Here is an 8,487-nt window from a genome sequence, read left to right as displayed (position 1 = left end):
CCTGGGGATGGGACGGGTAGGGGCGGCGGGGGCTCGTAGAATCGCTGGGTGAATGACCCCGCATCCCCGGCAGATGCCCTGCGCAGCAGTCTCGCCACCCTCCTCGACGGCCTCCCGCCCCGCCGGGCCGCTCAGGCCGTCGACCGGCTGATCGCCAGCTACCGCGGGGCCACCCCCACCGACACCCCGATCCTCCGCGACCGCGCCGACGTGGCCGCGTACGCCGCATACCGCATGCCCGCCACCTTCGAGGCGGTCCACGCGGCGCTGGAGGCGTTCGCCGAGACCGTGCCGGACTGGGCGCCCGGCTCGCACATCGACGTCGGCGGTGGGACCGGCGCCGCGACCTGGGCCGTCACCGCGACCTGGCCCGGCGAGCGCAGCGTCACCGTGCTGGACTGGGCCGAGCCCGCCCTCGCGACCGGCAGGGAGATCGCCGCGGCCAACCCGGCGCTGGAGGACGTCCGCTGGCAGCGGGCCCGTATCGGCTCGGCCCTCACCCTGGACCCCACCGACCTCGTCACCGTCTCCTACGTCCTGAACGAGCTCACCGCCGCTGACCGCACCGCCCTCCTCGACACCGTCGCCTCCGCCGCCCGTACCGTCGTCATCGTCGAACCCGGCACCCCCGACGGATACGCCCGCGTCATCGAGGCCCGCGACCGCCTGGTCGCCGCCGGCTTCCGCATCGCCGCCCCCTGCCCGCACAGCGCCGCCTGCCCCATCGTCCCCGGCACGGACTGGTGCCACTTCGCGGCCAGGGTCAGCCGTTCCTCGCTCCACCGTCAGATCAAGGGCGGTTCCCTCGCCTACGAGGACGAGAAGTTCAGCTACGTCGCCGCCACCCGCCTCCCGGCCACCCCGGCGCCCGCCCGCGTCGTCCGCAAACCCCAGATCCGCAAGGGCCAGGTCCTCCTCGACCTGTGCGAGACCGAACCGGCCCTGCGCCGCACCACGGTCACCAAACGGCACGGCGACCTCTACAAGGCGGCCCGCGACACGGACTGGGGCGACGCCTGGCCCCCGGCCGAGGACCGGGAGCCGGAGCTCTAGGCGGACTCTTCGGCCGTGCCGTCCCCTCCTCCCTGCTGTTTCTCCTGGAGCTTGCGCAGCAGTTCCTTCTTCTGGGCCTGGGGGTCGACGCCGCCGCCGATCCGGCCGTTGCGACCGCCGCCGCGCAGCGCCTTGCGGCCGAGGTTCTGGCGGGTACCGCCGACTCCGAGCATGTTTCCGCCGCTTCGGGCCATGGTGGGCTCCTTATCTGTATTCCTGGATCCGCATCCCTACACGAGACGTATCGTCTCGATCCAACGACCCATCCAGAATCCGGCGAGACGCTCCGTCTTGTCAACCTGATAAATTCAAGCCATGGCAGCTCAAAAGTCCGCTCAGCAGCCCGCACCCAACTCCACCCGCCGGAGCGAGAAGTCCCGTCGGGCCATCTACGACGCCGCTCTCGCCCTCGTCGGGGAGGTCGGCTACCCCAGGACCACGATCGAGGGCATCGCCGCCCGCGCCGGCGTCGGCAAGCAGACGATCTACCGCTGGTGGTCCTCGAAGGCGGACGTCCTGCTGGAGGCCTTCCTCGACCTCAGCGAGCAGGCGTCCCGGGAGGCCGGCCAGGAGTACGAGTACGCCATCCCCGACACCGGCGACCTCGCCGCCGACCTCAAGGCCGTCCTGCGCCTCACCGTCGACCAGCTCGAGGATCCCCGCTTCGCGGTCCCGGCCCGCGCCCTGGCCGCCGAGGGCGTGGTCAACGAGGAACTCGGCCGGGTCTGCATGACCAAGCTGCTCGAACCCTCGCTCCTGCTGTACGTCGACCGGGTGCGCGCCGCCCAGGAGGCCGGCCAGGTCCGCCAGGAGGTCGACCCGCGCATCGCCCTCGAACTCTGGGTCTCGCCGCTCGCCCAGCGCTGGCTCCAGTACACGGGCCCGATCAGCTACGAGTACACCGACACCCTCGTCGACTACGCCCTGCACGGCATCGCCCCGCACGCGCGGTAAAGGCGTAAATCCCGCCAAAGGATCCCATTACCGCTGATCAAGGTGCTGTGTACACCTCGCCCCACCTGGCCCGGTTGTCCGCTAAGGCCCCCCGAAGCGCACGATGGTGGGACCATAGGGCATGCTGTTCCGCACGACAGCGAGGCGAGGGGATAGATGAGCGCGGAGTTGGGCGGCCGGACCGGCCTGCAGGGCAAACTCTCCCAGTGGCTGCGCGGACGCCGCCCCAAGGACACCACCGGCGACGGTGGCCGGGAGGACCTGCTGCTCGCCGCCGCGGCGACCGGACTGCCCCTGGCGCCCGCCGCGCACCCGGCCGGCTACCGGTGTTCCTGCGACCGCGTCGGCTGTCCCACCCCGGCCCGGCACCCGGTGTCCTTCGCCTGGCAGACGCAGTCCACCACCGACAGAGGACAGATCGAACGGTGGGCCCGGCACCAGCCGCAGGCCAACTTCATCACCGCCACCGGCATGGTGCACGACGTCCTGGACGTACCGGTCGAGGCCGGGCGCGAGGCGCTGGAGCGGCTGCTCGGCGCGGGCATCGACGTCGGCCCGGTCGCCGAGAGCGACGACGGCCGGCTGCTCTTCTTCACCCTCACCCGCGGCACCCCCGAGGACGAGGACGAGTGGTGGCCCTGCGAGCTGGACTGCCACCCCGAGACCATGGACGAGCACCCGGGACTGCGCTGGCACTGCCGCGGGTCCTACGTCCTCGTACCGCCCGCGCAGCTGCCCGGCGAGGGCCAGACCGTGCACTGGGTGCGCGGCCTGGAGCACCCGCTGCCCGACCCGCTCAGCCTCCTCGAAACCCTCACCGACGCCTGCGCCCGCTATGTCGGCGAGGAGCCCGACCACGCTTCCACGGCCTGGCCCCTGCGCCACTGAGTCACCGGGCGAGCGGCGAGCGAGCCACCGTGGCCGCGGTGACTACTCGCCCTTCGCCGACGTCATGCCCTGGGTCCGGCCGATGACCTGCACCTTGCCGGAGCCCTTCGGGTCCAGAGCCGCCCCGTTGGAGACGATCTCCACCGTCAGCGACTGCTTGATCTCACCGGTCGTCAGCGCCAGCACGGCCTTGTCCGGGGTGGGGACGGCGGCACCGGTGTGGGCCGTCTCCTTCTCGTAGTGGCGGGTGGTGAAGAACACCAGCGCCCCGCCGTCCTCGGTGCGCAGCGCCAGCGGCGCGTAGTCACCGCTCGTCAGCGGCTCGTCGATGTACTGCCGGACCAGTCCCGGCCGTTCCGCCTCCTTGGCCCGGCTGGCACGCCATCCGCTGGTGTGGCGGCCGTCCGCGAAGGTGTTCCCGCCGTCCTTGAGATAGGTCACGTAGTCCTTGCTCAAGTCCTCGGGTGCCACGGCCAGTTCGGCCGAGTCCGCGGGAACGGCCTCGGCCCAGCCGTCCTTGTCCGTCTTGAACCGCGGTACGTCGTCGGGGGCCATCAGCGTCAGATACGACGCCTCCCACGGCTCGGCCAGGCTGTTCCGGCTGAACACGAAGACCCAGCGGGCGGCGGCGCCCTTGTTGGCGGCCGCGTCGGCCACGAACCAGCGCGGCCAGCCCGCCTTCTTCGGGATCGTGAACTTGGTGTCCGACAGCTTCAGCGGACTGTGCGCCGGGTTGCCGTCGGGGCTGAGCGCCTTGCCCGCCTTCAGCCGCGCCCCGTCGATGTCACCGAGGGCGCCGCTGACATGGTCGGCGTCCAGGGAACTGTCGTAGGCCTTGTCGGCCTCGTTGTACGCGGTGGTGAACTGCTGGAGGGCCTTGGCGGCCTCCGCCCTGGTGGCCGACGGGAGTACTTCCCGCTCCCCGTGGACCACCACGCATCCGCTTGCCGTCAACGACAAAGCGGTCAGCGATGCCGCTATCAGTGCGCTCCGGTCAAGCCTGCGGAGCTTTCGAGGGCCGCGATCCCTGCTCATCAGGTTCCTTCACCTTCCCCTTCCCGGAGGCGAACCCTACCGGGGCGAGGAACAGCGCGAGCGTCGGGATCAGGTACAGCAGCCACACCGTGACCTGGAGGACGGTCGGGTCGGGCTGGAAGTTGAAGACGCCCTTCAGCAGCGTGCCGTACCAACTCGCCGGATCGACGGTGTCGCTGACGTCGAAGGCGCGGTCGCTCAGCCCCGGCAGCCAGCGCGCCTCCTGGAGGTCGTGGAAGCCGTACGCCAGCACGCCCGCCGCCACGACGACCAGCATGCCGCCGGTCCAGGTGAAGAACCTGGCGAGGTTGATGCGCAGGGCACCGCGGTAGAACAGCCAGCCCAGGACGATCGCGGTGAGGATGCCGAGGGCGGCGCCGACCAGCGGACGCGGGCTGCCGTCACCGGCCGCGCGCACCGACGCCCACACGAACAGGGCGGTCTCCAGGCCCTCCCGGCCGACCGCCAGGAACGCGGTCGCGACCAGCGCGCCCGTGCCCATCTGCAGGGCGGCGTCCAGCTTGCCGTGCAGCTCGGCCTTCAGATGCCGGGCGGTGCGCCGCATCCAGAACACCATCCAGGTCACCAGGCCGACCGCGAGCAGCGACAGGGAGCCGCCGAGCGCCTCCTGCGCCTCGAACGTCAGCTCCTGCGAGCCGAATTCGAGCGCGCAGCCGAAGCCGAGCGCCAGGGCGACCGCGACACCGATGCCGATCCAGATGGGCCGCAGCGCGTCCCTGCGGTCGGTCTTCACCAGGTAGGCGATGAGGATGCAGACGACGAGCGACGCCTCCAGGCCCTCGCGCAGTCCGATCAGGTAGTTGGAGAACACGGGCCCTTACGCCTCCTTTCCGAACAGCGTCCGGCCCCACCAGTCGTCCTTGTCGCGGACGCCGGGCGGGACGGCGAACAGCGCCGAACCCACGTGCTGGATGTACTCGTTGAGCGCGTCGAGGGCCAGGTTGCGCTGGATGCGGATGAACCCGGTGCGCGGGTCGCGCTGGTAGGCGAGGAAGAACAGGCCCGCGTCCAGGCGGCCGAGTCCGTCGGTGCCGTCGGTGAAGGAGTAGCCGCGGCGCAGGATCGTCGCCCCGTCGTTGGAGTCGGGGTGCGCGAGACGGACGTGCGCGTCGGGCAGCATCGCCTTCAGGAACGGCTCGTCGCGCTCCTTGGCCTTGCCGACCGGGGCGCCCTCGCCCTTGTCCCGGCCGAAGATGTCCTCCTGCTCCTGCAGCGAGGTGCGGTCCCAGGTCTCGATGTGCATCCGGATGCGGCGAGCGACGAGGTAGGAGCCCCCGGCCATCCAAGCCGGGCCGTCCTTCTCGCCCACCCACACGAACTTCTCCAGCCGGTCCGTCTCCGTCCCGGCGATGTTCCGGGTCCCGTCCTTGAACCCCATGAGGTTGCGCGGGGTCTGCTCCTCGGGCGTGGTCGACGAGGTCTTCCCGAACCCGAGCTGGGACCAGCGGATGACGACCTTGCCCATGCCGATGCGGGCCAGGTTGCGGATGGCGTGCACGGCGACCTGCGGGTCGTCCGCGCAGGCCTGGACGCACAGATCGCCGCCGCTGCGGTTCTTGTCCAGATTGTCCCCGGCGAACTTCGGCAGCTCGGCGAGCGCTTCGGGCCGGGCGTCCGCGATGCCGAACGCCTCCCCGTACTTCTCGAACAGCGACGGGCCGAACCCGAAGGTGAGGGTCAGCCGCGAGGGCTTCAGGCCCAGCGCCTCCCCGGTGTCGTCCGGCGGAGCCTCGGCGAGACCCCCGTACGCGCCCTCACCCACCGACTGCCCGGCGGTCATCCGGCGCGCGGCCGCCGTCCAGTCCTTCAGCAACTGCACGAACTCGGCTCGGTCGTCGGTCTTCACGTCGAACGCGGCGAAGTGCAGCCGGTCCTGCACCGGGGTGGCGATGCCGGCCTGCCGCTCGCCGTGGAAGGGGATCGCGGCGCCCGTCCCGGCGGCGGCCGGAACGACGTCGTCACCGGTGCGGGCCATCGCCACGGCACCGCCGGCCGCGACGGCACCGAGCGCGAGCCCGGCACCGCCCCAGCCGATCAGCGCACGGCGGGAGGGAGTGGTTTCAGGTGCTTCGGTCATGCCCGGGTCCCCTGCCTCACTTGACGACCGCCTCACTTGACGACGACGGCGGCGGCGAGCTTGGACAGCGGCTCCGCGAGCGAGTTGACGCCGTCCGACAGCTCCTTCTGGTCGGCGTCGCCGACCTTGTCGTACGAGGTGAAGTCGTACGACGACTTGTCCGCCCGGTACTTGTCGAGCAGTGTGTTCAGCGCGCCGAACTGCTTGTCGAGTTCGGTGACAAGGGCGGGGTCGTTCTCCTTGGCGACCGCCTTGAGCAGCTCGTACGCCTTCTCCGCCCCCTCGACGTTGGCCTTGAAGTCGACGAGGTCGGTGTGCGAGTAGCGCTCCTCCTCGCCGGTGACCTTGCCGGTGGCGACCTCGTCGAGGAGTTCCTTGGCGCCGTTGGCCATGGAGGTCGGGGTGATCTCGGCCTTGCCGACCCGCTTCTGCCAGTCCTTCAGGTCGGTGATGAGCTGGTCGGCGAGCTGCTTCTCCCGGTCACCGATCTTCTTGTCCTGCCAGAGGGCCTTCTCCAGCCGGTGCCAGCCGGTCCAGTCCGTGGCCGGGTCCTGGCCGGCCGCCAGGCCGTCCTCGCGGACGTCGACCTTGGGGTCGATGTCGCCGAAGGACTCCGCGACCGGCTCGGTGCGCTCCCAGCCGATGCGGGAGGGGGCGTAGGCCTTCTTGGCGGCCTCGATGTCACCGTCCTTGACGGCCTTGGCGAACGCCTCCGCCTTCGGCAGCGTCTCGTCGGCCTGCGTCTGCACGTACTCCCGGTAGGCGGCCACGGCCTTGTCCAGCCGCGGGTCGCGCTTGGCGGGCGCGCCCTTGCCGGTGGCCTTGACGGTCTGCCGGATGCCGTCGCCCTTCATGCCCGGCTTGCAGGCGATGGTGTAGTCGCCCGCCTTCACCTCGGCGGTGACGGTCTGTTTGGTGCCGGGGCCTATGTTCTCCCGCTCGGTGACGATGCGGTCGTCCGGGAAGAGGATGTAGACCTCGGTGACCTTGGAGCCCTTGTTCTCGATGGCGAGTTCGACGTGGCCCGCCGGGAACTCCTTCTTCGACACCTCGCACTTGTCGTCCGTCGACGTCACGTTGACGACCCGTTCGCCACCCGTCGAGCTGCCCTTCTCGGTGCACCCCGTGACGGCGGTCAGGGCCGCCACGGTGGCGGCAGCGGCGACGGCGGAGAGTCTGGCGGGTCGCATGAAGGCTCCAGGGGATGGCGGAAAGTGTGCGTGACGGGCCTCACAAGGCAGGAAGGTGAGGCTCACCTAACGCACATAAGGATCGCCTAAGTGGCCAAAAACGCCCCCATGCTGGGGTCAAAGGAGAGTCAAAGGTTGCGCCGCGGGGTCACCAGGAGCGCTCCCGTTCGAGGATGCGAAAGCACGTCGACGGGTTGTTGGTAGACCTCCGACAGCAACCGCTCGGAGAACACCTCGCCCGGCGGCCCGTCCGCCGCGACCCGCCCGGTGTGCAGAATCGCGACCCGGTGCGCGTACGCCGCCGCGAGCCCCAAGTCATGCAGCACGACCACCACCGCGTCCCCGGCCCGCGCCCGCTCCCGGCACACTCGCAGCACCAGTTCCTGATGCTTCAGGTCGAGCGCGGCCGTGGGCTCGTCGAGCAGCAACAACGGCGCCCGCTGAGCGAGCACCCGAGCGAGCGCGACCCTCGCCCGCTCACCGCCACTGAGCGCCGAGAAGGCCCGTACGGCGAACTCGGTGACCTCCGTGAGGGTCATCGCCTCGGCGACGGCGAGGTCGTCCTCGGCGGGAGAGGCGGCCACGTGCGGCGCGCGCCCCATCCGCACGACCTCCTCCACGGTGAAGGGAAAGGAGAGCGCCGCCGACTGCGGCAGCACCGCCCGACGCAGCGCGAGTTCGGCAGCGGTCCATTCGTGTGCCGGCCGGCCATGAATCCGTACGACGCCCTCCGCGACCGGCAGATCGGCGGCCAACGCCCCCAACAACGTCGACTTCCCGGCCCCATTGGGCCCCACGAGCGCGAGCACCTCCCCGGCCCGGACGGTGACGGATACCCCTTGCAGCACTTCCCGCGCCCCGAGCCGGACCCGGACCCCCGCCGCCTCGGCGAGAGTGTCGCCGGGTACAGCGGGCGAGGGGGGCGTGGGGTGCGAGCGGAGAAGTCTCATACACGGGCTCCTTGAAGGCTTGGTCGCGGACAATTCGGCACCGCCGAACAGGTCGTGGAGCTTGAGCGCCGTCGCGGCGGAGAAGGGGTGGCGGAGGGCTGGAAAGGGACGGGCCGGTGTAGTCGCCGGGTCCGCCCACGTCCCCAGGGGCGCGGGGCTGTATCAATTTGCGGCTCCGCCGCGCGGGCGCGACCAGCCCCCACTCACCCGCACCCGGCACACAACCCTCGGGGGCGCGTAGCGGGCGGTCCGTGTAGTCGCCGGGCCCGCCCACGCCCCCAGGGGCGCGGGGCTGTATCAATTTGCGGCTCCGCCGCGC

General features: G+C 71.0%; 9 protein-coding genes. 3 read left to right on the top strand and 6 right to left on the bottom strand.

Annotated features, from left to right (window positions below; genetic code table 11):
• The first annotated feature begins 48 nt into the window (after positions 1-48).
• Entirely contained in the window at positions 49-1,053 is a 1,005-nt protein-coding gene (locus L0P92_RS39035) for a small ribosomal subunit Rsm22 family protein (RefSeq protein WP_234767882.1), read from the top strand.
• Here L0P92_RS39035 and L0P92_RS39030 read toward each other — a convergent pair.
• The gene (locus L0P92_RS39030; protein ID WP_234767881.1) at positions 1,050-1,247 is read right to left on the bottom strand and encodes a DUF6243 family protein; all 198 of its coding nucleotides are present in this window, start codon (positions 1,245-1,247) and stop codon (positions 1,050-1,052) included. The genes L0P92_RS39035 and L0P92_RS39030 overlap by 4 nt on opposite strands.
• Positions 1,248-1,368: 121 nt before the next feature.
• On the opposite strand from L0P92_RS39030, the gene L0P92_RS39025 reads away from it, so the two are divergent.
• Both L0P92_RS39025 and L0P92_RS39020 read left to right on the top strand, forming a co-directional pair.
• Positions 1,369-2,007, top strand: a complete 639-nt coding sequence (locus L0P92_RS39025) for a TetR/AcrR family transcriptional regulator (RefSeq protein WP_234767880.1) — start codon at positions 1,369-1,371, stop codon at positions 2,005-2,007.
• A 156-nt stretch (positions 2,008-2,163) separates the two neighbouring features.
• The gene (locus L0P92_RS39020) at positions 2,164-2,895 is read left to right on the top strand and encodes a bifunctional DNA primase/polymerase (RefSeq protein ID WP_234767879.1); all 732 of its coding nucleotides are present in this window, start codon (positions 2,164-2,166) and stop codon (positions 2,893-2,895) included.
• Positions 2,896-2,937: 42 nt separating this feature from the next.
• Here the strand turns inward: L0P92_RS39020 and L0P92_RS39015 are convergent, their stop codons facing one another.
• From L0P92_RS39015 to L0P92_RS38995, 5 genes are all read right to left on the bottom strand, one after another.
• Entirely contained in the window at positions 2,938-3,930 is a 993-nt protein-coding gene (locus tag L0P92_RS39015) for an SCO2278 family lipoprotein (protein WP_234767878.1), read from the bottom strand.
• Complete coding sequence (gene efeU, locus L0P92_RS39010; RefSeq protein WP_234767877.1) at positions 3,890-4,762, bottom strand: iron uptake transporter permease EfeU; 873 nt, start codon at positions 4,760-4,762, stop codon at positions 3,890-3,892. Before efeU ends, L0P92_RS39015 begins: the two co-directional genes overlap by 41 nt.
• Positions 4,763-4,768: 6 nt before the next feature.
• A complete protein-coding gene (efeB, locus tag L0P92_RS39005; protein ID WP_234767876.1) occupies positions 4,769-6,028 on the bottom strand; it encodes an iron uptake transporter deferrochelatase/peroxidase subunit in 1,260 nt (419 codons plus the stop codon).
• 32 nt (positions 6,029-6,060) lie between these two features.
• Positions 6,061-7,218 (bottom strand): iron uptake system protein EfeO, encoded by a 1,158-nt coding sequence (efeO, locus tag L0P92_RS39000; RefSeq protein WP_234767875.1) that lies wholly within the window; start codon positions 7,216-7,218, stop codon positions 6,061-6,063.
• 128 nt (positions 7,219-7,346) lie between these two features.
• Positions 7,347-8,168 (bottom strand): heme ABC transporter ATP-binding protein, encoded by an 822-nt coding sequence (locus tag L0P92_RS38995; protein ID WP_234767874.1) that lies wholly within the window; start codon positions 8,166-8,168, stop codon positions 7,347-7,349.
• Positions 8,169-8,487: the final 319 nt, after the last annotated feature.

It is taken from the genome of Streptomyces muensis (assembly GCF_021474425.1).
Taxonomy (GTDB): domain Bacteria; phylum Actinomycetota; class Actinomycetes; order Streptomycetales; family Streptomycetaceae; genus Streptomyces; species Streptomyces muensis.
The sequence above is the reverse complement of the archived record's forward strand: the minus strand, read 5'-3'. Positions and strand labels throughout refer to the sequence as shown.